This is a genomic window from Brevundimonas sp. SH203 (genome assembly GCF_002157625.1).
GTDB lineage: Bacteria > Pseudomonadota > Alphaproteobacteria > Caulobacterales > Caulobacteraceae > Brevundimonas.
The window spans coordinates 44,816-66,422 of record NZ_BDMM01000002.1 but is presented as its reverse complement, the minus strand read 5'-3'; the positions used below and the strand labels follow the sequence as shown (position 1 = coordinate 66,422).

At 68.3% G+C, this 21,607-nt stretch carries 17 protein-coding genes; 11 read left to right on the top strand and 6 right to left on the bottom strand.

Annotated elements, in window-relative coordinates; genetic code table 11:
- Positions 1 to 83: 83 nt before the first annotated feature.
- Positions 84 to 3,041: a TonB-dependent siderophore receptor gene (locus SH203_RS04215; RefSeq protein WP_234989379.1), complete on the bottom strand. Its 2,958-nt coding sequence runs from the start codon at positions 3,039 to 3,041 to the stop codon at positions 84 to 86.
- A gap of 405 nt (positions 3,042 to 3,446) precedes the next feature.
- Between SH203_RS04215 and SH203_RS04210 the strand changes: the two genes are divergently transcribed.
- From SH203_RS04210 to SH203_RS15855, 3 genes are read left to right on the top strand one after another with little or no spacing between them, the layout of a single operon-like run.
- Positions 3,447 to 3,761 (top strand): ribonuclease E inhibitor RraB, encoded by a 315-nt coding sequence (locus SH203_RS04210; RefSeq protein ID WP_234989378.1) that lies wholly within the window; start codon positions 3,447 to 3,449, stop codon positions 3,759 to 3,761.
- Positions 3,762 to 3,786: 25 nt separating this feature from the next.
- A complete protein-coding gene (gene carB / locus SH203_RS04205) occupies positions 3,787 to 7,086 on the top strand; it encodes a carbamoyl-phosphate synthase large subunit (RefSeq protein WP_087119627.1) in 3,300 nt (1,099 codons plus the stop codon).
- A gap of 55 nt (positions 7,087 to 7,141) precedes the next feature.
- Positions 7,142 to 7,426, top strand: a complete 285-nt coding sequence (locus SH203_RS15855; protein WP_087119626.1) for a DUF1294 domain-containing protein — start codon at positions 7,142 to 7,144, stop codon at positions 7,424 to 7,426.
- A 3-nt stretch (positions 7,427 to 7,429) separates the two neighbouring features.
- Here SH203_RS15855 and SH203_RS04195 read toward each other — a convergent pair whose 3' ends face one another.
- Both SH203_RS04195 and SH203_RS04190 read right to left on the bottom strand, forming a co-directional pair.
- A complete protein-coding gene (locus SH203_RS04195; protein ID WP_234989377.1) occupies positions 7,430 to 8,515 on the bottom strand; it encodes an SGNH/GDSL hydrolase family protein in 1,086 nt (361 codons plus the stop codon).
- 10 nt (positions 8,516 to 8,525) lie between these two features.
- A complete protein-coding gene (locus tag SH203_RS04190; protein ID WP_087119625.1) occupies positions 8,526 to 9,818 on the bottom strand; it encodes a dicarboxylate/amino acid:cation symporter in 1,293 nt (430 codons plus the stop codon).
- A 129-nt stretch (positions 9,819 to 9,947) separates the two neighbouring features.
- Here SH203_RS04190 and SH203_RS04185 point away from each other — a divergent pair, with 129 nt between their 5' ends.
- The 7 genes from SH203_RS04185 to trxB all read left to right on the top strand — a co-directional run bounded on the left by SH203_RS04185 (position 9,948) and on the right by trxB (position 14,380).
- Positions 9,948 to 10,178: a cysteine protease gene (locus SH203_RS04185; RefSeq protein WP_087120152.1), complete on the top strand. Its 231-nt coding sequence runs from the start codon at positions 9,948 to 9,950 to the stop codon at positions 10,176 to 10,178.
- A 54-nt stretch (positions 10,179 to 10,232) separates the two neighbouring features.
- On the top strand, positions 10,233 to 10,898 hold the full coding sequence (locus tag SH203_RS04180) for a glutathione S-transferase family protein (protein ID WP_087119624.1): 666 nt from the start codon (positions 10,233 to 10,235) through the stop codon (positions 10,896 to 10,898).
- A 54-nt stretch (positions 10,899 to 10,952) separates the two neighbouring features.
- Entirely contained in the window at positions 10,953 to 11,153 is a 201-nt protein-coding gene (locus tag SH203_RS04175; protein ID WP_087119623.1) for a hypothetical protein, read from the top strand.
- Between the two features lie 145 nt (positions 11,154 to 11,298).
- A complete protein-coding gene (gene greA / locus SH203_RS04170) occupies positions 11,299 to 11,772 on the top strand; it encodes a transcription elongation factor GreA (RefSeq protein WP_087119622.1) in 474 nt (157 codons plus the stop codon).
- A 4-nt stretch (positions 11,773 to 11,776) separates the two neighbouring features.
- Positions 11,777 to 12,199: a VOC family protein gene (locus SH203_RS04165; protein ID WP_234989376.1), complete on the top strand. Its 423-nt coding sequence runs from the start codon at positions 11,777 to 11,779 to the stop codon at positions 12,197 to 12,199.
- A complete protein-coding gene (locus tag SH203_RS04160; RefSeq protein ID WP_087119621.1) occupies positions 12,196 to 13,182 on the top strand; it encodes a mitochondrial fission ELM1 family protein in 987 nt (328 codons plus the stop codon). Before SH203_RS04165 ends, SH203_RS04160 begins: the two co-directional genes overlap by 4 nt.
- A 190-nt stretch (positions 13,183 to 13,372) precedes the next feature.
- On the top strand, positions 13,373 to 14,380 hold the full coding sequence (gene trxB, locus SH203_RS04155; RefSeq protein ID WP_087119620.1) for a thioredoxin-disulfide reductase: 1,008 nt from the start codon (positions 13,373 to 13,375) through the stop codon (positions 14,378 to 14,380).
- Between the two features lie 18 nt (positions 14,381 to 14,398).
- Here trxB and SH203_RS04150 read toward each other — a convergent pair whose 3' ends face one another.
- The 3 genes from SH203_RS04150 to SH203_RS04140 all read right to left on the bottom strand — a co-directional run bounded on the left by SH203_RS04150 (position 14,399) and on the right by SH203_RS04140 (position 18,064).
- Positions 14,399 to 14,806: a response regulator gene (locus SH203_RS04150; protein ID WP_087119619.1), complete on the bottom strand. Its 408-nt coding sequence runs from the start codon at positions 14,804 to 14,806 to the stop codon at positions 14,399 to 14,401.
- 63 nt (positions 14,807 to 14,869) lie between these two features.
- Entirely contained in the window at positions 14,870 to 16,807 is a 1,938-nt protein-coding gene (locus SH203_RS04145; RefSeq protein WP_087119618.1) for a PAS domain-containing protein, read from the bottom strand.
- Between the two features lie 78 nt (positions 16,808 to 16,885).
- Positions 16,886 to 18,064 carry a cell wall hydrolase gene (locus SH203_RS04140; RefSeq protein WP_087119617.1) on the bottom strand — a complete coding sequence of 393 codons (1,179 nt, stop codon included), beginning with the start codon at positions 18,062 to 18,064 and terminating at the stop codon, positions 16,886 to 16,888.
- 198 nt (positions 18,065 to 18,262) lie between these two features.
- Between SH203_RS04140 and SH203_RS04135 the strand changes: the two genes are divergently transcribed.
- Positions 18,263 to 21,550 carry a PAS domain S-box protein gene (locus SH203_RS04135; RefSeq protein ID WP_087119616.1) on the top strand — a complete coding sequence of 1,096 codons (3,288 nt, stop codon included), beginning with the start codon at positions 18,263 to 18,265 and terminating at the stop codon, positions 21,548 to 21,550.
- Positions 21,551 to 21,607: the final 57 nt, after the last annotated feature.

Genomic DNA, 21,607 nt, shown 5'->3' with positions numbered 1-21,607 from the left:
GACGCCTTTGCGGCGCCTCCTGAATCAGAAGAGGCGGCGGATCGCTCCGCCGCCTCCAATGGCCGTCGTCGATGTCTGACGGATCAGAACGACTTGGTCAAACGCACGAAGGCGCGACGACCGTAGTAGGCCTCGGTGTACTGCGACGCCAGGATCGAGTTACCCGTGGTTTGGTACTGGCCGATGGTCGTCGTGGCTGCCGGCGGCTTCTCGTCGAAGATGTTGGCCAGGCCGCCCATCACCTTCCAACCGTCGAACTCGTAGCTCAGCGAGGCGCTGTGGAAGCCGGTGAACTCCGCAGCGGCCTTCACCTCGACCTTGCGACCGTCCAAGGTCGGGAACGCCGAACCGTTGTCGCGAACATACTCGTTCAGGCTGGATTGATTGCCGATCCAGTCAAAGCCCCAGAACGCCGTCCACGGACCGCGATTGAAGGTCAGGTTGATGTTTCCGACCAACTCCGGATAGCCGACTTCACCCAGAGGATTGACGAAGTTGCCGGCGAACAGAGAGGTGTAGTTCTCCAGCGTCCACGTCGTCTGGCTGTCTAGGCTCAGCTTGCCCCAAGGTGTCTCGTTCACATAGCGAACCGTGAAGTCCAGACCGCGGTTCTGCTGGTTGGCGATGTTGATGAAGCTGTCGCGAACCTGGGTAATGCCCAGGGTCTTGTCCCGGTCGAACTGGTTGCAAACCGGATCGGTCGGGAAGTTGTCCGACGTATAGCAGGCGATCAGAATATTGGCGGCGCCCAGGTTGGTGACCTGATCCTTGATCTCGATCTCGAAATAATCGACCGCGAGGCTCAGGCCGCTGTTCGGTGGCGTCAGCACCACGCCCAGAACGGTCGAGGTCGAGGTTTCAGGCTTCAGATTTCCCAAGCCCCCGCCGGTCACGATGTTGGCCGATGCCTGCCCGCCCGTGAAGTCGCCCGCAACGCCGCCGCCAGGACCGCTCGCGGCTCGGCAGTTGTTGTACAGCTGCTGGCTCACGCCGCCATCGGCCAGACGGTCGTCCAGATTGATGCAGGGATCGACGCTACGCTGGCCCAGGAAGCTGGTCTGGTCGGCGAGATACAGTTCGAACAACGCCGGCGCGCGGAAGGAGGTGCCGCGCGTCGCCCGGAAGCGAATCGCGTCGTTCAGGGCCCAGTTCAGACCGACCTTATAGGTCGAAGCGTCGCCAGACGATTTCGTATCCGTGTAACGGCCGGACAGCGACAGATCGAGGTTCTGCACGAACGGTGCGTTAGCAAGGAGCGGCACCGCCAGCTCGGCATAAGCCTCGCGGGTGTCATCCGAGCCCTGCGTGATGCCCGCGCCGCTCAGCCCCCAGCTGTTGGACGCCCGGGTGACTGCGCCCGGCGTGTCGTTGATCTTGTCGCGACGCAGGTGGAAGCCCAGCGCCAACCCCACCGGACCAGCCGGCAGGTTGAACAGATTGCCGCCGATCGACCCTTCGACATAGGTCTGTTCGTACAGGGTGTTGCCCGTCTCGTCGGCGTAGAGGAACGCCTTTTCGGCGTCGGTCAGGTCGCCACGCAGCACACGCGGGTTGGTGAAGTCCATATCGATGCAGGGACGACCGCTGACGGGCAGGTTGGTGCCCAGGCAGCTGGCGGTCTTGAAGCTGGTCGAAGTGACGGCGTCTTTCAGCAGGACGTCTTGCGAATAATCACCATCCGAACGGCTGTATTGAGCGAAGACGTCCCACTTCCAGGAGCCGGTCGCGCCCAGAGTGACCGAACCGCGCAGGCCCGCCACGCCGCGGATATAATCCACGCGCTGCGACTTGCTATAGTGGTCCGTGACCGGTGTTGCGCTGAGGATGTTGTCGCCCGTGAATCCGGTGACCGGATCGCCGACGCCGGGACCGAAGAAGTCGCTGGTGTAGGTGTAGTTCCAGTACTGACGATAGCCGTTGGTGCGGCTCTCGCGACGGTTCACCAGGAATTCGCCATAGGCTTCGACGCCGCCGCCCACTTCATACGAGCCTTCCGCGAACGCGGTGTAACGCTGCACTTCGGGGACGATGGTTTCCTTCTTGGCGAAGGGGTGGCTGGCGTTCACGACCGCGCGAGACGCGGCGTCGTAGTTCACCACATAGAAGCCGTTCGGCGCGCCCGGCAGAGCCGCGCTGGTCGCCGGATTGGAGGGACGCACGGGGATGTATTTGCCCAGGTCGCCGTCATAATCGTACTGGAAGCGGCCGGTGCGCGATTCGAAGTTCGGGCCATAGGCATAGACTTGGCCCCACAGAACATCGTTGCAGGTCGGCTGGCCCGTGCGCGGGTCGATACGATCGGCGCGGTTGCGGGTGCCCGGCTCGAACACATACTGGTTCTTGCAGATCAGGTAATCGCGATCACCCGCCGTCAGTTCTTCCTGACGATAGTAGTCGGCCGAAACGCTGAAGTGGCCGCGGTCGAAGGTTTTTCCATAGGTGCCGGAGATATTGTACTGCTCGCCGCCGCCCTCGAACGGCGCCGTGGCGAACACGCTCATCTCGCCGCCGTTGCGCTTGGCGGTGATCAGGTTGACCACGCCGGCGACGGCGTCCGAACCATAGATCGAAGAGGCGCCGTCCTTCAGGATATCGACGCGATCCAGCGCCGACTGCGGGATGACGTTCAGGTCGAAGGCGGACACGCCGCCGCGCGTGCCGGCCGGACCGGCGCGGCGGCCGTTCAGCAGCACCAGAGTGCGGTTGGCGCCCAGGCCCCGCAGCGAAATCGTCGATGCGCCCGGGCCGCCGTCGGTGACGAAGGCGCTGGAGATGGTCGCATTCACCTGAGGCGAACCGGCCGCGACGGTCGCGGATTGCAGCAGTTGCGCCGTGTCGCTGAGGCCGCGCTGTTCGGCGCGCTGCGCCGTCACCACCTGCACCGGCGAGGAGCTGGTGAACTCGTTACGCGGAATGCGCGACCCCGTGACGACGATCTCGCCGACCTCTGCCGGCTGATCCTTCGCCTGTTCGCCGTCCGCCGGCGGCGTCTGCTGAGCCATGGCGGGGAAGGCGGCGACCAGACCAAGGGCGGAAAGCATGCTGCCTGCGAGCAGTCGTGAACGGCGGTACGTCAAGGAGAACCTCTTTGATGATGTCAGGCGTGGGGGAACGCCTGGGGATTTTCGGGCGCAACTCCCGAAGATAGCGTACGTTAAAGCCATATAACGGCCGCGTCCAAGCCCTGAACGTGACGCAACCGCAACACTACTGACACAAACATGCGAATATTCGACCCTATTCGTGAGGCGCGAGCCTCTCGCTTACGTCATTAAGGTCATCGCACGCCATCGAACGTCGATATGTCTCCTGTCGATGTTTCCAGTTGCTCCCACGCCCCTCCCTCTCTAAACGGGCCGCTTAACCGACAACCTGACGCGAACGTCGCATGGCCCTGCCGTGCGGGGGCTTCTCGCGCGCGTAGAGACCGAAGGAAGACGCCGCCCTTGCTGGCCCCGGACATCAGTCATGACGAACGCGACGCCATGGTGCGCGCGGCGCTGGCCGAACAGGGCGACAGCGGCGTGACGCCGCGCCACACGCGGTTCTACTTCTATGGCGAGGGCGATCACGGCGACCTGAACGAGGTCGCCCGACGCGCGGGCTTTTTGACCAGCGGCGCGGACGATTCCACCCTTCTCGAAACCACTATGGCGGTGGACGAAGCGTCGTTCTCGGCGACCTCGGCCATGATGCAGACCTGGGCCGCGGCCTTCCAGCTGGACTACGACGGCTGGGATTGCGCGGTCGTGACCCATTAGCGTTCAATAAGAAGAAGAGCTGGCGATGCCCAAGCGCACAGACATCAAGTCCATCCTCATCATCGGCGCCGGCCCGATCGTCATCGGCCAGGCGTGCGAGTTCGACTATTCCGGCGTTCAGGCATGCAAGGCGCTGAAGGCGGAAGGCTACCGGGTCATCCTGGTCAATTCGAACCCCGCCACCATCATGACCGACCCGGAGGTGGCCGACGCCACCTATATCGAGCCGATCACGCCTGAGATGGTCGAGAAGATCATCGTCAAGGAAAAGCCCGACGCCCTGCTGCCCACCATGGGCGGCCAGACGGCGCTGAACACGGCGCTGGCCCTGCATGAATCGGGCGCCCTGGCCCGCCACGGGGTCGAGATGATCGGCGCCAAGGCCGAGGTCATCGACAAGGCCGAGGATCGCCAGAAGTTCCGCGACGCCATGGACAAGCTGGGTCTGGAGAGTCCCCGCTCCAAGGCCGCCCATTCGATGGAGGAGGCGCTGGAGGGGCTGGAGTTCGTCGGCTTGCCCGCCGTGATCCGCCCGTCCTTCACCCTGGCCGGCACCGGCGGCGGCATCGCCTATAACCGCGAGGAGTTCGACGAGATCGTCCTGCGCGGCCTGGACCTGTCGCCGACCACCGAGGTCCTGATCGAAGAATCCGTTCTCGGCTGGAAGGAATACGAGATGGAGGTCGTCCGCGACACGGCGGACAACTGCATCATTATCTGCTCCATCGAGAACGTCGATCCGATGGGCGTCCACACGGGCGACTCGATCACCGTCGCCCCCGCCCTGACGCTGACCGACAAGGAATATCAGCGGATGCGGACCGGTTCGATCAACGTCCTTCGCGAGATCGGCGTGGAGACGGGCGGATCGAACGTACAGTGGGCCATCAATCCCGCCGACGGCCGCATGGTCGTGATCGAGATGAACCCGCGCGTGTCGCGCTCCTCGGCCCTGGCGTCCAAGGCCACCGGCTTCCCCATCGCCAAGGTCGCGGCGCGTCTGGCGGTCGGCTATACGCTGGACGAGCTTCAGAACGACATCACCCAGGTCACGCCGGCGTCGTTCGAGCCGTCGATCGACTATGTCGTCACCAAGATTCCGCGCTTCGCCTTCGAGAAATACCCCGGCTCCGAGCCGCTGCTGGGCACCTCGATGAAGTCGGTGGGCGAGGTCATGGCCATCGGCCGCACCTTCCAGGAATCGATGCAGAAGGCCCTGCGCGGGCTGGAGACGGGTCTGGACGGCTTCGACGAGATCGAGATCGACGGCGTGGCCGGCGCCGCAGACGACGCGACCGCCCGCGCCGCCGTGGTGCGGGCGCTGGGCGTGCCGACGCCCGACCGCATCCGCGTCATCGCCCAGGCCTTCCGCCACGGCCTGTCGGTGGAAGAGGTCAACGCCGCCTGCGCCTATGAGCCGTGGTTCCTGCGCCAGATCGCCGACATCGTGCGCGAGGAAGGCCACGTCCGGGTCAAGGGCCTGCCGTCCGACCCGACCGAGTTCCGCCGCCTCAAGGCCAAGGGCTTCTCCGACGCCCGCCTGGCGCACCTGACCGGCGCGACCGAGAAGTCCGTCCGTCTGGCCCGTCGCGGCCTGAACGTCCGCCCGGTGTTCAAGCGCATCGACACCTGCGCGGCCGAGTTCGCCAGCGCCACCGCCTATATGTATTCGACCTATGAGACCGGCGCACTTGGCCAGGTTCCCGAGTGCGAGAGCGCGCCGTCGGATCGCAAGAAGGCCATCATCCTGGGCGGCGGTCCGAACCGGATCGGCCAGGGGATCGAGTTCGACTACTGCTGCTGCCACGCGGCCTTCGCCTTCGACCAGATCGGCGTCGAATCGATCATGGTCAACTGCAACCCCGAGACGGTCTCGACCGACTACGACACCTCCGACCGTCTGTATTTCGAGCCGCTGACGGCCGAGGACGTGCTGGAGCTGATCGAGGTCGAACGCGCGAACGGCGAACTGATCGGCTGCGTCGTCCAGTTCGGCGGCCAGACCCCGCTAAAGCTGGCCCATGCGCTGCAGGACGACGGCATTCCGGTGCTGGGCACATCCGTCGACTCCATCGACCTGGCCGAGGACCGCGAACGCTTCCAGCAGATGCTGGAGGGCATCGGCCTTCGCCAGCCGCCCAACGCCCTGGCCCGCTCGGCCGAGGAAGCCGCGCAAAAGGCCGAGGAGGTCGGCTATCCGGTCGTCCTGCGTCCCTCCTATGTGCTGGGCGGACGCGGCATGATGATCGTCCACGACCGCGAGCAACTGGACCGTTACGTCCACGAGGCCATGCGGGTTTCGGGTTCCGATCCCGTCCTGATCGACCACTATCTGAACCGCGCCACCGAGGTCGACGTGGACGCCCTGTGCGACGACGAGACGGTCTTCGTCGCGGGCGTGCTGGAACATATCGAGGAGGCCGGGGTCCACTCGGGCGACAGCGCCTGCTCCATGCCGCCCTACTCCCTGTCGGCCGAGACGGTCGCCGAGCTGAAGCGCCAGACCACCGAAATGGCCAAGGCCCTGAAGGTGCGCGGCCTGATGAACGTGCAGTTCGCCATCGAGGAGCCGCACGGCGCCGAACCCCGCATCTTCGTGCTGGAGGTGAACCCCCGCGCGTCGCGCACGGCGCCCTTCGTCGCCAAGACCATCGGCCAGCCCATCGCCGCCATCGCCGCCAAGGTCATGGCGGGCGTTCCGCTGAAGTCTTTCGGCCTGACGGACAAGCCCTACGACCATATCGCGGTCAAGGAGGCGGTCTTCCCGTTCGCTCGCTTCGCCGGGGTCGACACCATCCTGGGCCCGGAAATGCGTTCGACCGGCGAGGTCATGGGTCTGGACTGGAAACGCGATGGCGAGGCCGACATGGCCCCCGCCTTCGCCCGCGCCTTCGCCAAGTCCCAGATCGGCGGCGGGACCACCCTGCCGACCTCGGGCTGCGCCTTCATCTCGGTCAAGGACGAGGACAAGCCCTTCATCCTGGACGCCGCCCGGACCCTGCTGGCCGAAGGCTTCAGCCTGATCGCCACCGGCGGCACCCACGCCTATCTGGCCGAAAAGGGGCTTCAGGTGAAGCTGGTCAAGAAGGTGCTGGAAGGCCGCCCGCACATCGTGGACGCCATGAAGAACGGCGAGGTCCAGCTGGTCTTCAACACCACCTCGGGCAAGCAGTCGCTTCAGGACAGCTTCTCCCTGCGCCGCACCGCCCTGATGATGAAGATCCCCTACTACACCACCACCGCCGGCGCGCTGGCGGCGGCCCAGGCCATCGGCGCCATCAAGGCCGGCGACCTGGACGTGAAGGCGATCCAGGCCTACGGCTGACGTTCAGTCTTCGGCCGCACGCTTCGACGACGGTGCGGCCGGGGACAGGGGAACCCTGCTGATTTCGACGCTCGACAAGGCTCTGATCGCCCTCCTGATCGCGGAGGCGGCGGGCTTTCTGGCCTTCGCCTGGGACAAGCGGAAGGCCAAAAGCGGCCTGTGGCGCACGCCGGAATCGACGCTTCTGCTGTTCGGCCTGATCGGCGGCCTGGGCGCCTGGATGGGCCAGCATCTGATGCGCCACAAGACGCGCAAGGAACCGTTCAGGACGCGGTTCGGCGTGATGGTTTCGCTGCACCTGATCCTGCTGTTGGCCGGGGCGGCCCGGGTCGTCTTGTGACCGTCAGGGCGCGGGTCGCCAGTCGCCGTCGATCGTCGTGATCGCCCCTTCGACCATAGTGGCCAGCTTGGCGTGATCGGCCTGGGACGGGTGCCAGTCGCAGGCCTGCAGGTCCAGACCGTCGAACGGCAGGGCCGTGGCCAGATTCGGCGTCCGGGCGTTCACCGTCGCCGCCACCTGGGCGATGTCCGCCCCCACGGTGTTGGCCCACCCCATCAGGATGAACCGCGCCTGGGGCTGGGCCGCGTGCAGCTCTTGCAGGAAGTCCACGTAGCGTCGGCGATAGGCGTCGCGCAGGGCCGCCTCGTCCGCCCAGGCTTCGCCCGCGTGCAGCGGGGTCGAAAAGTCGTTGGTCCCCAGGTTGACGACGATGATCGCCGGCCGCCAGCCCGGGTCCGCCCCGGCCGCCTCGCGCGGATCGTCCGGCTTCAGGCGCGGATACAGGCTCGGCAGGCTGGCCCCCGGGTCCTTGCCGCCATAGTTGCGAACGACGCCATAGCCGGAATAGGCGTTGATCCGGTAATCGGCGTCGAACCGCCGCGCGACCACCGGGCCGAAGGCGCGCTGGGTGTCGGTCGTGTCGTGGATTTCCTGCGGCGTGCAGGTCCGGGCCGACGAGACGTCGCCATAGCCCACCGAATAGGAATCGCCGATGAACTCGATCTGGCGGCTGCGCGCGGGCGCCGGCAGGGCGCGGCCGTCGCCCGTCGTAAAGAAGCCCGTGAACCGTCCGCCGCCGGTCTGGCTCTCGCTCTGTTTCTCCAGCCGCACGACGTGGTCCCCAGCCGTCAGATCGTCCAGCATCAGATCGACCCGCCCGGCGTTGCGGAACAGGGTCCGTTCGCGCCCGTCGACCAGCAGCCGCAGGTTCTGCTCCGGCGCGTCGAAACGGACCCGCACCCCCGTCCCGTTGAACCGGCTTTCGAAATAGACGCCCGGCCAGCCGAAGCTCAGCCCGTCCGCCGCGCGGATCACGCGCCCGCCGACATGGACCGGCAGGGGTTCGCTCGACGCCATCGCCGGCGTCTGGGTCAGGGCCAGCGAGATCAGGCCGAAGGCGGCGGCGACAGGAAGCTTGGGCAGGGGCAAGGTTCGATCCCTATTCGATGTCGGATGCGGCGGCGTCGTCCCGCCCCGCCACGATCCGGGTCGCGGCGAGGTCGGCGGTGACGTTGCCGACGGTGCGGAAGATATCGGGGATGACCTCGACCGCCAACAGCAGCGGCAGCACCCCCAGCGGCAGGCCCATGGCCAGACAGATCGGCCCGACGGCGGCGAAGAAGCTGACCTGACCGGGCAGGCCGACCGAGGCGATGGACACGGCGATGGCCGTCAGTCCCCCGGCGATCAGCACGCCCAGGCCCAGATGCACCCCGTTCAGCTGCGCCACATACAGACAGACCGCCAGATTGGCGACCGGGCTGGTGATGCGGAACACCGCCACCGCCAGCGGCAGGACCAGACCCGCCGAGGCCTGGGGAACGCCCAGCCAGTCGCGCGCCCGCTCGATCATGACCGGCAGGCTGGCCAGGGACGACTGGGTCGAGACGGCGACCACCTGGGCCGGGGCCACCGCGCGGGCGAACCGCGCCAGCGAGATCCGCCCCCAGACCACCGCCACGACATAGATCACCAGGATCAGGCCGATCTGGCTCAGGCAGACGATGGCGACATAGTGGGCCAGCGTCCCCGCCACCCCCAGACCGGCGCGCAAACCGACGCCCAGCGCCAGGGCGAACACCCCGAACGGGGCGGCCAGCAGCACCCAATGCACGATCACCACCATCGTCTCGGCGACCGCCTCGAAGAAGCCCGCCAACGGCCGACGCAGCTCGCTTCTGATCCGGGTCGCCGCGAAGCCGAAGGCGACCGCGAACACCACGACCGCCAGAACCCCGTCGTCCGCCGCCGCCTTGACCACGTTCGCGGGCGCCAGACTGGCCAGGAAGGCGCGCAGACCGTCGGTCCGCGCCGCCTCGCCCACGACCGACAGCGCATCAGGCGTCACCCCCGCCAGCAGCCCCCGCCCCGCCTCCGGGTCGATGGGCCAGATCGCCAGGAGGCCCAGCCCGGCCAAAATCGCATAGACCGTCGCCCCGGTCAGCAGCACGCCGAACACGCCCAGCGACCGCACCGCGATCCGTCCCGTCGCGGCGGCGTCGGCGATGGAGACGATTCCCGTGACCAACAGGCTGAACACCAGCGGGATCACCGTCATCCGCAGGGCGTTCAGCCACACCTGCCCCAGGCTCTCGACCACGCCCAGCCCGCCGGTCAGCCACGGCGCCTCCGCGCCCTGGGCCAGGGCGCCGACCACCACCCCGGCGACCAGGGCGGCGATGACGAAGAAGCTGAGCGAGGTGAAGAAGGCGGCGAGACCGGAGGAGCGCATCGGCCAGAGCTAGCACCCCTTTTCGCCGCGCGCGCGCCAAACCTTCTGACGGCCGCCGACAGATCGGGTCGTCGCAGGCCGAAACGCGAACCGGCCGGGCGCGTTGGAAGGAAAACCAAGGAGATGACCATGTCCCGTCTGCACAAACTGGTTCCCATGCTGGGCGGCCTCTTGCTGTCCAAGGGCGGACGCCGCCTGGCGGGCCGTCACGCCGGCAAGCTGGCCCTGGCGACCCTGGCCTATGAGGTGTGGCGCAGCCGTCGCGACGGCGCCCGCGCCAAGGCGGCCCCGCAGGCCCAGACACAGGCCCAGAACCGCGCCCGTCCCCGCAGCCGCTGGAGCGGCCGCACCCCGCGATAGACCTCGACTTCACCCCCAGGCGCCTCGATAGTCGGGGCTCGTGCGGAGCCGACCATGATCAAAGTCCATCACCTGAACGACAGCCGCTCCCAGCGCGTCCTGTGGCTGCTGGAGGAGTTGGGGCTGGACTATGAGGTGGTCCGCTACCAGCGCGATCCCCGCAGCCGCCTGGCCCCGCCCGAACTGCTGAAGGTCCATCCGCTCGGCAAGTCGCCGGTGATCGAGGACGGCGAGGTCGTCGTGGCGGAAACCGGGGCCATCGTCGAATATCTGCTGGACGCCTACGGCCACGGCCGGCTGCGCCCGACGCCGGGCACGCCGGACGCGCGTCGCTTCACCTACTGGCTTCACTACGCCGAGGGATCGGCCATGCCGCCCCTGTTGCTGAAACTGGTGTTCAGCGTCCTGCCCCAGCGCGCGCCCGGCCTGATGAAGCCCCTGGTCAAGGGGGTGGCGAACAAGGCCCTGGCCGGTTTCGTCGAACCCCAGCTGCGCGCCCATGTCGCCTATTGGGAGGCCGAGCTGGGCCGCTCCGAATGGTTCGCGGGGGACCAGTTCACCGCCGCCGACATCATGATGAGCTTCCCGGTCGAGGCCGGGGCCGACCGCGCCTTCGACGCCGCGACCAAGCCGCGCCTCAAGGCGTTTCTGGACCGGATTCACGCCCGCCCCGCCTATCGCCGCGCGCTGGAGCGGGGCGGCGACTACAGCTATGCGTGATCGGATCGTGATCGACGGGTCGCAACCCGACTGGGCGCAAGACGTTAACGGACCATGCGCCTTCAAACCATTCAGATCATCGCCGGACTCGCCGCCGCCGTCGCCTTCGTCCTGGCCTTCATGGCCGCCGGGGCCGCGCTGATTTCCGGCCTGTTCATGTTCCTGGGTCTCGCCGCCATCGGCTGGCTGGCCTACAGCCTGATCAAGGGCGTGCTGCGCCGCGATCCCAAATCCGAGCCGCCCGCGCGCGCCTGAATTATGGCCCGTCTGGGGCGGCGCTCTTGATTTCAGGCGCGACATCCCCTAGTTTTGATGCCCGGCCGCGCCCGCCCCGCGGCCTTTTATGTGCCTCCTTTCGCGTCTTTCCAGTCTCTGGGCGAACAAGAAAAATCACGACACAATGGAAAAAGTGCCGATGACGGCCGAGGGCTATCGCGCCCTCGACGATCAACTGAAGCAATTGAAGTCGGTCGAAAGGCCCAGCGTGATCGCGGCCATTTCCGAGGCCCGCGAACACGGCGACCTGTCCGAAAACGCCGAATACCACGCCGCCAAGGAGCGGCAGGGCTGGATCGAGGGCCAGATCGCCGAGATCGAGGACAAGATCAGCCGCGCCCAGGTCATCGACGTGTCCAAACTGTCGGGAAACCAGGTCAAGTTCGGCGCCACCGTCACCGTGGTCGACGAGGACACCGAGGAAGAGAGCCGCTATCAGATCGTCGGCGAACACGAAGCCGACGTGAAGCAGGGCCGCATCTCCATCGCCTCCCCGATCGCCCGCGCCATGATCTCCAAGGAGGTCGGCGACGTGGTCGAGGTCAACACCCCCGGCGGCGTGAAGGCCTACGAAATCCTCAAGGTCGAGTGGAAGTAACACCATGACCGACGCCGCCGAAACACGCCCGCCTCTGGTGTCGCATGTTTCGGTGGGTGTCAGCGACCTGGCGCGGGCCGGCGTCTTCTACGACGCCGCCCTCGGCGCCCTGGGCGTCGGCCGGGTGATGCAACACCCGATGGGCTTGGCCTATGGCCACGCCTTCCCGGAGTTCTGGGCCTCCATCCCTCACGATCGTCAGGCCGCCTCGGCGGGCAACGGCGCCCATGTCTGTTTCGCCGCCCCTGACCGCGCCGCGGTGGATCGCTTTCATGCCCGGGGGCTGGCCGCCGGTGGTCAAGACGACGGCGCGCCCGGCTTCCGACCGGAATACGCCCCCGGCTATTACGCCGCCTTCCTGCGCGATCCCGACGGCAACAAGATCGAGGCCATGACCTGGGTCCGGGCCGACGCGACCGGGGCATGACGCCCATTCCGTCGTCCGGCCCCCTCTCCATCTGGGTCGTCTCGGACGGCCGCGCCGGGATCGAGAACCAGGCCCTGGGCCTCGCCGAGGCGGTCCAGCGCCTGACCCCGGCCGAAATCTCCACCAAGCACATCCGCTGGCGCGCGCCGTTCGACCGCCTGCCCTCGGCGCTGAAGACGCGGGCCATGCTGGACCCGGCCTCCGCCGCCCTCGCCGCCCCCTGGCCCGATCTGTGGATCGCGACGGGCCGCGCCACCCTGCCCCTTTCGACGCGGGTGAAGCAGTGGAGCGGCGGCAAGACCTTCGTGGTCCAGACCCAGGACCCGCGCTGGGCCAACGCCCGCTACGACATGATCGTCGCCCCCGCCCACGACGGCCTGTCAGGCGACAATGTCTTCGAGATCACCGGCTCGCCGCACCGCATAACGCCCGAGCGGATCGCCGAGGCCGCCCCCGCCTTCGCCGACCGGATCGCCCCCCTGCCTCATCCCCGCGTCGCCGTCCTGATCGGCGGCCGGTCGAAGGCGTTCGACCTGCCCCCCGCCCACGCCGCCGCCCTGGCCGACCAGATCGCGGACGCCGTGCGCACGGCCGGCGGTTCGCTGATGCTGACCTTCTCGCGCCGCACGCCGGATGCGGCCAGGGCCGCCATGACCGACCGCCTGTCGGACCTACCCGGCTGGATCTGGGACGGGACCGGCGACAACCCCCTGTTCGGCTTCCTGCACGACGCCGACCATGTGCTGGTCACGCAGGACAGCGCCAACATGGCCGCCGAGGCCGCCTCGACCGGCAAGCCGGTCCACATCCTGCCGATGATCCCGCTGAAGTCCGGCGGCAAGTTCGCCCGCCTGCACGACGACCTGCGCGCGCGCGGCGCCGCCCGCCCGTTCGACGGGACGCTGGCCCCCTGGACCTACGCCCCCCTCGCCGAAACCGACCGCGCCGCCCGCGCCGTTCTGGAGGCGATGCGAACGCGATAGGCCGTCCACGTCCGATCCTGACGCAGCCGCGTCCCATAATCAGCCCGGATCGGAGGCCGCCTTAAGAACGACTCGCAAAAATCTGCACGAAAGTACACTCTAAAAAATTACAGTGGCCTTTTTGGCCGACGTCGGCGCCCTGCGTCAGACCGGCATCGCGCAAACGGGAATCACCGCCTAAATAGGGCCTATGACCCAAGCTCGTACCGTCCGCGTCGCCATCATCGGTTCCGGCCCCGCCGGCTGGACCGCCGCCATCTATGCGGCGCGCGCCTCCCTGAACCCCGTCGTCATCGCCGGCATCCAGCCCGGCGGCCAGCTGACCATCACCACCGACGTCGAGAACTATCCCGGCTTCGCCGAGACCATCCAGGGTCCGTGGCTGATGGAGCAGATGCAGGCCCAGGCCCTGCACGTCGGAACCGAGGTCATCCACGACATCGTCACCTCCGCCGACCTGTCCCAGCGCCCGTTCCGGCTGACGCTGGACGGCGGCGCCGAGATCCTGGCCGAGACGGTCATCATCTCCACCGGCGCCCAGGCCAAGTGGCTGGGTCTGGAGTCGGAGGCCGCCTATCAGGGCTTCGGCGTCTCGGCCTGCGCCACCTGCGACGGCTTCTTCTATCGCGGCAAGCAGGTCGTGGTGGTCGGCGGCGGCAATACGGCGGTCGAAGAGGCGCTGTTCCTGACCAACTTCGCCTCCAAGGTCACGGTCGTCCACCGCCGCGACGAGTTCCGCGCCGAGAAGATCCTGCAGGACCGCCTGTTCGCCAACCCCAAGGTCGAGGTGATCTGGGACGTCGCCATCGAGGAGATCGTCGGCGTCGTGGACGGCATCGCCCGCAACGTCAAGGGCGTCCGGCTGAAGAACGTCAAGGACGGCTCGACCCGCGAAATCCCCGCCGACGGCGTCTTCATCGCCATCGGCCACGCCCCGTCGTCGGAACTGTTCAAGGGGCAGCTGGAGACGAACTCGGGCGGCTATCTGCGGGTCAAGCCCGGCTCGGCCTCCACCGCCATCGAGGGCGTCTGGGCCGCCGGCGACGTCACCGACGACGTCTATCGCCAGGCCGTCACCGCCGCCGGCATGGGCTGTATGGCCGCCCTTGAAGCCGCCCGCTTCCTCGCCGAGGAAGACCACGCCAAGGCTCACCACCCCATCAGCCACGCCGAGGCCGAGAAGATCGGCGTCTGGTAAGGCCAGCCCCGGCGGAGATCAGCCGAACAGTTGCAGTCCGGGGGGCGCGTATTCGGTCGGCTGGCCCTGACGGCGGCGCAGGGCGTAGTCCACGGCCGTCTGGACGGCGCGTTCGTCGGTGGGCTTGGACAGAACGCCGATGGCGCCGGCGACGCCGTCGCGGACCATGCCCGGATTGGCGGTCATGAACAGGACGCTGACGCCCATGTCCTGACCCAGTTCGCGACCCAGTTCGATGCCCGTGGCGCCGTCCGACAGATGGATGTCGACCAAGGCCAGGTCCACGTCGTTCTCGCGCACCAGATCCAGCGCGGCCCTGGATGTCGCGGCGACCCCCGTGACCTGGTGGCCCAGATCCTCAAGGACGAAGCGAAGCTCCATGGCCACCAGGGCCTCGTCTTCGATGATCAGGATGCGGGCAGTCATGGCTAAAGCTTGTGATCGTGGGCGTTCATAACGCGGCTTGTCGGCGTCGGTTCAATACAGGGGCTAGATTCTGCCGGAGACGGCGGCTCTGCGGCGCGAAAGGGCGGTCGCCGGCAGGTCCACAATGACCTTCAGCCCGCCCGCGTTCCACTCGCGATGCAGTTTTCCGCCCAGCTGCCCCTCCACCGACAGGGTGGCCAGCGACGAGCCGAAGCCCGAGCGCGTGGGCGGCCCGTCGATGCGGGGACCGTCCCGCTCGCTCCAGGTCAGGACGAACCGATCCCCGTCCTGGGCCGTGTGCAGCAAAACCCCGCCCTCCTTTTGCGACAGGGCGCCGTATTTGGCGGCGTTGGTGGCCAGTTCGTGGAACAGCAGGGCGACCGAGGTGGCCGCCTGATCGTCGAACACCGCGTCGTCCCCGCTGATGACCACCCGCGCCAGACCCACATCGTCGGCATAGGCCTTGAACAGGTCCGCCAGGAAGGTGTGCAGCGTGGTCGCGCCGATGGTGGTCCGGGACGTCTCCGTATGCGGCCGCACGAACTCGTGCGCGCGGGCCAGGGCGGCGATGCGGGTCCGCAGCGAGGCCGAGAACGCCTTGGCCTCCGGGTACTGACGGGCCGACAGGGCGACCAGGGCGTTGACCACGGCGAAGATGTTCTTGATGCGGTGGCTCAGCTCCTGGCTGACCAGTTCGCGGCCCTGCTCCAGCCGCTTCAGTTCGTCGATGTCGGTGCAGGTGCCGAACCAGCGCGTGATCCGTCCCTCGTCGTCGTGGATGGCCACCGCCCGCCCCAGGGTCCAGCGATAGGCCCCGCTGTGGTGTTTCAGCCGGTATTCGATCTCATAGGGTTCGCCCGTCTGCAGCGACTGGCGCCAGACCGTCCAGGCCCGCTGCTGGTCGTCGGGGTGGAAGATGTCGTTCCACCCTTCCCCGTCGGTCGATCCGACCGGGACGCCGGTGAACTCGTACCAGCGGGCGTTGTAGTAGTCGTGAAAGCCGTCGGGCAGGGTCGACCACACCATCTGGGGCATGGCGTCGGCCAGGATGCGGAACCGGGTCTCGCTTTCGCTCAGCGCCCGCGCGGCTTCCGCCAGATCGGTCTCGATCTGCTTGCGCCGGGTGATGTCGACCGCGACGCCCGACAGGCGCACGGCGACGCCCGCGCGGTCGTATTCGACCTGGCCGCGCGCCAGAACCCAGCGCACCTGCCCCTCGACCACCAGCCGGTATTCGCTGATGAAGACCCCTTCCTCGGCCAGGGCGCGCTGAATGTCCTCGTCCAGTCGGTCGCCGTCGTCGGGGTGGACGTTGGCGCGGAACACCGCGAGGGGCGCCCCGTGGAGCGCCACGGCCGGATCGACGCCGTACATCCGGGCGAACCGGGCGTCGGCCGCCACGCTGTCAGCCGCGATGTCCCAGTCCCAAGCGCCGACATAGGCCGAGGCCTCGATGGCCATCTGGGCGGTCTTCTCGCTGCGATCCCGCTCCAGCAGGGCGCGGCGCAGCTCCAGCTGGGTCATGACCTGCGTGGCCAGGGTCTGCATGGCCAGGGCTTGCAGCTCGGTCAGACCTTGCGGGCGCGGATGATGATCCAGCACGCACAGCGCGCCCAGCGGCGCCCCCTCGGGCGTCTTCAGCGGATAGCCGGCGTAGAAGCGGATGTGCGGCGCGTCCGTGACCAGCGGATTGTCGGCGAACCGGGGGTCCAGCCGGGCGTCGGTCACGATCAACGGCTGGTCGCTGACCATCGCATGGGCGCAGAAGGAGACGGGGCGCGGCGTCTGGGGCACGCCCAGTCCGACCTCGGCCTTGAACCACTGACGCTCGGCGTCGACCAGGCTGACGGCGGCCATGGGCGCCTCGCACAGGCGGGCCGCCAGATTGGCCAGGTCGTCGAACGCGGCCTCGGGCGTCGTATCCAGCACCCCGTATCTCTTGAGCGCCGCAAGACGATCCGCCTCGTCCCACCGGGAACGGCCGACTTCTGAGTGGTTCAACGAGGCATCCTCTTAGGCCCGGCGCGTCTGCTTAAGCTTCTCAATGCCCGGCGACGTAAAACCGTTGCACGCCGCCCTTCAGTTCGCCGGGCGGCCGACCTCCTCGACCTCCATGGTCGTGACGCCGGCGGGCGCGGGCGCGGCGGCCCTGGGGCGGTCCAAGGGGGTCAGGCGGGCGTTGATGGCGGCGACCTCCTCCCGGGTCGGCAGGCGCCGTCCGCCCAGGCTGGCCACGCCGACGACGCGCTGCCGGCCGTCGATCTCGACCGTGCGGAGCGGCGCATCCTTTATCGCAGACGTCGGGGCGTCGGGGTCGGGTCCGCCCGTCGCGGCGCCGGCCGGCAGGACCGCGCGCGGCCGCGAGAAGCGCGCCTCGTCGATCGCCGGCTCGCGGCCCTTGTAGACGTTTCGGAAGGCGGCGGTTTCGCCATAGACGCCCTTCCAGCGATAGAAGATGTGCGCGCCGATCTGCGTCACCTTGGCCACCGTCGGCGCCCACCACGGATGCACATAGTCGGCGTGATAGTGGGTGGCGGTGCCGACCTGTTGCGCGACCGCGCCGTCCAGCGCCTTCTCCGCCACGCGCCGCGCCCGGTCCCACGCCCAGGGGACCGGCGACTGGGAAAGGGAGCCGTCGCAGGTGAAGCTGAACTGACAGCCCGTGGTCCGCTCGGCCCCTTCGAACACCACGCCGCAGACGGTGTTGGCGTAGTTGGGATCGCGCACCCGGTTCAGCACCACCTGGGCCACGCCGGCCTGACCGCTGTCCGGCTCCAGCGCCGCCTCGAAATAAACCGCCTGGGTCAGGCAGCGCAGGGCCCGGCGACGATCCTCGGCGCTGCCCTTGAAGACGAAGGGCTGGGCGGGACGCAGGGCGCCGGCGGCGGGCGTCATGGCGGCATTCAGGCGCTGGGCCTCCAGCCCGCTCTTGCCCGGCTCCAGACCCGGCTTTCCCGCCAGCGTCAGGCTTTCCCAGCCCGGCGTCAGTCCATATAGGGCCGGTTGCAGCAGATCGGGGTCGTGGCGCATGGCCTCGGCCAGCTGGGCGGGCGTCAGGCGCGCCTTGATCGCCGCCAGCCCCCCGGCGCCCAGATCGCCGCGCGTGATGCGCGACACGGCTTCGGCGGTGCGATCCGCGTCCGGGCGCACGCTGGAACCGGCGGCCATGGCGACGCCCAGCACCGCGCCCGCCGCCGGCAGGGCCGCCGCCGAACGCCGCAGCGTCGTCCACATCGTCTTCCAGGGCAGCAGGGTCATTCCACGTCCGACAGGGCGTTCGACAACGTCGCCGAGCGCCAGAGGTTCGCGTCCTTAGCGACAAACCTAGACCAATTTCCGGCGGCACGGCGACCGCCGTTACGTCGTTCGACGCCGCAGCCGCCAGAAGATGGGTGGCCGCCCCGTGTTCAGGGTGTAAAGCTGACGCCAGTTCGCCTGATCAGTACGGGACCGGGGATGCCGAAATCCAGGGACGACAGGGCGTCGTCATGGCGCATGGCGACGGCGGATCGCTGGCTGGTCGGCCTGGCGCGGCTGTCGACCCCGTCCGTGTTCAGCCGTCTGGTCATCGGTTTCGGCTTCGCGGTCGCCGCCCTGTTGGGCCGGGCGGCGCTGTCGACCGTCTATGGCGACGTGACCAGCTTCTCCATCCTGTTGCCGGCGATCAGCCTGGCGGCGCTGGCGGGCGGATGGACGGCGGCGGTGACGGCCCTGATCGTCTGCATCGGCGGCGGCTGGGCCATTGTCGGCTTGACCGCGACCGGCAAGGACGGCGTCCTGCACGCCATAGCCGGCGTGGCCACCGTCAACTTCGTCGTGGTCGGCCTGTTCATGGCGGGGATCAGCGCGGCCCTGCGCGGCGCCCTGTTGCGCATTAGCGAAAGCGACACCCGGTTCCGGCATCTAGCCGACACCACCCCTTCGCCCATCTGGCTGAGGAACGCCGACGGCGCGTTCGAGTTCGTCAACGCCGCCGTCCTGAACCTGCATGGCATGGACAAGGCGGCGCTGGCGAACGGCGGATGGCGCGAGGTCTTTCACCCCGACGACCTGGCCACGATCGACGCCGTGGAAGGCGAGGCGGCCAAGGACCGCAAGCCCTACAGCTTCGAGGCGCGGGTCAGCGGGCCCGACGGCGGCTGGCGATGGATGCGGGCCGTCGCGCAGCCGCGCTTCGACGAACAGGGCCGGTTCCTGGGCCACACCGGCATCGCCTTCGACGTGACCGACAGCCGCGAGGCGCTGGAGGCTTCCGCGCGGGCCGAACGCCGCCACGCCTTCCTGCTGGACCTCACCGACCGGCTGCGCGACCAGAACGATCCCGACGAGATCATGGGCCAGGTCGAACGCGCCCTTGGCGGCCTCCTGGACGCCGGGCGGGTCGGCTATGGCGAGGTCGATCAGGCGGCGGGCGTCGTGTCCATGACGCGCGACTGGACTTCCGGCGTCTCCAGCGCCCAGGGCCAGTTCAGCCTGCACGCCTTCGGCGAGGACCTGATCGCGGACCTGGCCGAGGGTCGCACCATCCAGATCGAGGACGTGCGCCAGGACCCCCGCACCGCCGCCTTCGCCGACGCTTTCGACGCCATCCAGACCCGCGCCCTGATCCGCGCGCCCCTGATCCGGGGCGGCCGCCTGCGCGCCTTCCTCTATGTCCACGCCTCCGAGCCGCGCGCCTGGACCGAGGCCCAGGTCAGCCTGGTCGAGGAGGTCGCCGCCCGCACCTGGGCCGAGGTCGAGCGCGCCCGCGCCGAGAACGAGACGCGAGAGAGCGAACAGCGGTTCCACGTCATCGCCGACACCGCCCCGGTCCTGATCTGGGTGACGGGCCAGGACGGCGGGCGCAGCTTCGTCAACCAGACCTATGTCGACTTCTACGGCGCGGGTTACGAGGCGGCGCGCGATCTGGACTGGCGCGCGGTCATCCACCCCGACGACCAGGCGCGCGTCCTGGCCGAATCCATCGCGGGCGAGGCCTCGCACGCGCCCTTCTCGCTGGAGGCCCGCTATCGCCGCCATGACGGCCAGTGGCGCTGGTTGAAGTCCTTCTCGCGCCCGCGCCTCAGCGGATCGGAGGTGATCGGCTTCGTCGGAGTCGCCTTCGACGTGACCGAGACCCGCGCGGCCCAGGCCAAGCTGGAGGAGTCGGAAAACCGGTTCCGCACCGTCGCCGACAGCGCCCCGGCCCTGATCTGGATGAGCGACGACGCCGCCCAGCTGGTCTTCGCCAATCGTCGCTACCGCACCTTCTTCGACGTCAAGGGCGAGGTGCATCTGCCCGACAGCTGGCGCGCCCTGGTGCATCCCGACGACGAGGCGGTGTTCTCGGCCGCCTTCATGCGCGCCTTCGAGGCGCGGGATCGTTTCGAGGCGCTGAGCCGGGTGCAGCATCCGTCGCTGGGCCTACGCTGGCTGCGCACCGAGGGGGTGCCGCGCTTCGACGCCTCCGGCCTGTTCCAGGGCTATGTCGGGGCCTGCTTGGACGTCACCGACGCCAAACGGGCCGAGGACGACCTGAAGCGGATCAACGAACTGCTGGAGGAACGGGTCGACGAGGCCCTGATCGAAAAGGCCCAGGCCGAGGCCCAGCTGATGCACGCCCAGCGGATGGAGGCGGTCGGGCGGTTGACTGGCGGGGTGGCGCACGACTTCAACAACCTGCTGACCGTGGTGATCGGCGCGCTGGACATCATCCTGCGCAGCGACGATCCGGCCAAACGCAAGAAACTGGGCGAGGCCGCCCTGGCCGCCGCCCGTCGGGGCGAGAGCCTGACGCACCAGCTGCTGGCCTTCTCGCGGCGTCAGGCCTTGCGCCCCGAACCCATCGACCTGAACGCCCTGATCCGCGAGGGTGAACCCCTGTGGCGCCGCGCGGTGGGCGAGACGGTGGACTTCAAGGTCAGGCTGAAGCGCGGCGGCGCGCGCGCCAACGTCGATCCGGCCCAGTTCGAGGCGGCCCTGCTGAACCTGATCGTCAACGCCCGCGACGCCCTGGGCGACGTGACCGGACCCAAGGGGCGCAGCGGATCGCGCATCACGGTCCAGACGCGCGAAGTCCAGGTCGCCGCCGGCGACGTCGCCGAACTGACGCCCGGCCGCTATGTCTGCGTCGCGGTGATCGACAATGGCGAGGGGATGTCGCCGGACATTCTGGACCGGGTGTTCGAACCCTTCTTCACCACCAAGGGCGTCGGCAAGGGCACGGGCCTGGGCCTGAGCCAGGTCTATGGGTTCGCGCGCCAGTCGGGCGGCGGGGTTCAGATCGTCTCCGCGCCCGGACAGGGGGCGGAAATCCGGCTCTATCTGCCGCCCTTGTCGCCCGAAGACGCCGCCGGCGAAAGCGCCCCGGTCGAGACGGACGCCAGCCTGATCGAGGGCGGCCGGCTGCTGCTGGTCGAGGACGATCCGGGCGTGGCGGCGGTGGCGCTGGAAATCCTGGCGGAGCTGGGCCTGGACGTCGATCTGGCCGAAAACGGCCAGGACGCCCTGCGCGCGCTGGATCGGACTTCATACGACATGATGCTGACCGACGTTGTCATGCCGGGCGGGATGAGCGGCGTCGATCTGGCGCGCGCGGCGGCCCGGTCCTGGCCCGAAATGCGGATCGCCCTGGTGTCGGGCTATGTCGGCGAGGACGTGGACGAGGTGCTGGCCGACACCCCCTGGCCCCTGCTGCGCAAACCCTATTCGTCGGATCAGCTTCGCGGTCTGCTGGAACAGATGACGGCCGCGCCGGTCGCCTGACCGGCAAAGAAAAACGCGCCGCAAGAGCCTGCGGCGCGTCGATCATTCACAAGCAAG

What these genes read in the sequence shown, in the direction of transcription:
- SH203_RS04215 (WP_234989379.1), bottom strand. Translation starts at nt 3,041, where the DNA reads ATGCTTTCCGCCCTTGGTCTGGTCGCCGCCTTCCCCGCCATGGCTCAG.
- carB (WP_087119627.1), top strand. Translation starts at nt 3,787, where the DNA reads ATGCCCAAGCGCACAGACATCAAGTCCATCCTCATCATCGGCGCCGGC.
- SH203_RS04190 (WP_087119625.1), bottom strand. Translation starts at nt 9,818, where the DNA reads ATGCGCTCCTCCGGTCTCGCCGCCTTCTTCACCTCGCTCAGCTTCTTC.
- SH203_RS04185 (WP_087120152.1), top strand. Translation starts at nt 9,948, where the DNA reads ATGTCCCGTCTGCACAAACTGGTTCCCATGCTGGGCGGCCTCTTGCTG.
- SH203_RS04180 (WP_087119624.1), top strand. Translation starts at nt 10,233, where the DNA reads ATGATCAAAGTCCATCACCTGAACGACAGCCGCTCCCAGCGCGTCCTG.
- SH203_RS04175 (WP_087119623.1), top strand. Translation starts at nt 10,953, where the DNA reads ATGCGCCTTCAAACCATTCAGATCATCGCCGGACTCGCCGCCGCCGTC.
- greA (WP_087119622.1), top strand. Translation starts at nt 11,299, where the DNA reads ATGGAAAAAGTGCCGATGACGGCCGAGGGCTATCGCGCCCTCGACGAT.
- SH203_RS04165 (WP_234989376.1), top strand. Translation starts at nt 11,777, where the DNA reads ATGACCGACGCCGCCGAAACACGCCCGCCTCTGGTGTCGCATGTTTCG.
- SH203_RS04160 (WP_087119621.1), top strand. Translation starts at nt 12,196, where the DNA reads ATGACGCCCATTCCGTCGTCCGGCCCCCTCTCCATCTGGGTCGTCTCG.
- trxB (WP_087119620.1), top strand. Translation starts at nt 13,373, where the DNA reads ATGACCCAAGCTCGTACCGTCCGCGTCGCCATCATCGGTTCCGGCCCC.
- SH203_RS04150 (WP_087119619.1), bottom strand. Translation starts at nt 14,806, where the DNA reads ATGACTGCCCGCATCCTGATCATCGAAGACGAGGCCCTGGTGGCCATG.
- SH203_RS04140 (WP_087119617.1), bottom strand. Translation starts at nt 18,064, where the DNA reads ATGACCCTGCTGCCCTGGAAGACGATGTGGACGACGCTGCGGCGTTCG.
- SH203_RS04135 (WP_087119616.1), top strand. Translation starts at nt 18,263, where the DNA reads ATGCCGAAATCCAGGGACGACAGGGCGTCGTCATGGCGCATGGCGACG.